This window comes from Rhodococcus aetherivorans, assembly GCF_011058165.1.
In the GTDB taxonomy this organism is placed as follows: domain Bacteria; phylum Actinomycetota; class Actinomycetes; order Mycobacteriales; family Mycobacteriaceae; genus Rhodococcus; species Rhodococcus aetherivorans.
This window is the reverse complement of the sequence record NZ_JAALEG010000198.1, coordinates 1-1,268: the sequence shown is the minus strand read 5'-3', so window position 1 is coordinate 1,268 and position 1,268 is coordinate 1. Positions and strand designations below refer to the sequence as shown.

Below are 1,268 nucleotides of genomic sequence, written 5' to 3'. Positions count from 1 at the left end.
ATGATTCTCGAGCAGTACTACATCGAGTGCCTGTCGCACGCGTCGTACCTGATCGGTGACGAGGGCACCGGCCGGGCGGTGGTGGTCGATCCGCGCCGCGATGTCACCGAGTACCTCGACGACGCCGCGCGGCACGGGCTGCGCATCGAGGGTGTGATCAACACGCATTTCCACGCGGATTTCGTCTCCGGGCATCTGGAGCTGCTCGAGGCGACCGGGGCGTGGATCGGGTTCGGGGAGGCCGCCGAGGCGGACTACCCGATCCGGCGGCTGCGCGACGGGGAGCACCTGTCCCTCGGGGAGGTGGACCTCGAGATCCTGGCCACCCCGGGGCACACCTGGGAGTCGATCTCGGTGCTGGTGCGCGAGCATCCGGGGGCGACCCCGGCCGCGGTGCTGACCGGGGATTCGTTGTTCATCGGTGATGTCGGTCGCCCGGACCTGGTGAATCTGGGGGATTCGTCGACCGAGGATCTGGCGCGGGCGATGTACCACACGGTGCACGAGAAGCTGCTGACCCTGCCCGATGCGGTCACGGTGCTGCCCGCGCACGGTGCCGGCTCGTCGTGCGGGAAGAACCTGTCGACGGAGCTGACCTCGACGATCGGGGAGCAGCGGGTGAGCAATCCGTCGGTGCAGCCGATGAGCGAGGAGGCGTTCGTGGCGTTGGTCACCGAGGGGCAGCCGGCCGCGCCGGCCTACTTCTCGGTCGATGCCGGGTTGAACAAGAGCGTGCATCCGCTGCTCGATCGGGGGCGCACCATCCCGGAGCTGAGCCCGGCGCGGGTGCGGGCGGAGCTGGCCGCCGGGACCCGGGTGCTCGATGCGCGCGGTGTGGACGATTTCGCGGCGGGGCATCTGCGCGGGTCGGTCAACGTCGGGTTCGACGGCCGGTTCGCCGAGACCGGCGGGATGGTCGCCGAGGTGGGGGAGAAGATCGTGTTGATCACCTATCCGGGGGAGGAGCAGGACGCGGCGGTGCGGCTGGCCCGGATCGGGTCGGACAACGCGGCCGGTTATCTCACCGTCGATCACGACGGGGTGTTCCCGGCGGAGCTGGCGGATCTGGTGCAGACCGCGCCGCGGACCACCGTCGCGCAGCTCGACGAGTTGCTCGCCGCCGATGCGGTGACGCTGGTCGACATCCGTAATCCCGGTGAACGGGAGTTCGGGGTGATTCCGGGGGCGGTGCCGATCCCGTTGGCGCAGCTGCGGACCCGGCTCGGGCAGGTGCCGACCGGCAAGCCGATCGTGGTGCACTGCGCCGG

The 1,268-nt window shown here is 70.1% G+C and carries 1 protein-coding gene; it reads left to right on the top strand.

Translation table 11 applies throughout. The annotated features are described in order from the left end of the window. The coding region (locus G6039_RS30125) for an MBL fold metallo-hydrolase (RefSeq protein WP_043802306.1) at positions 1–1,268 on the top strand (1,268 nt) is incomplete at both ends.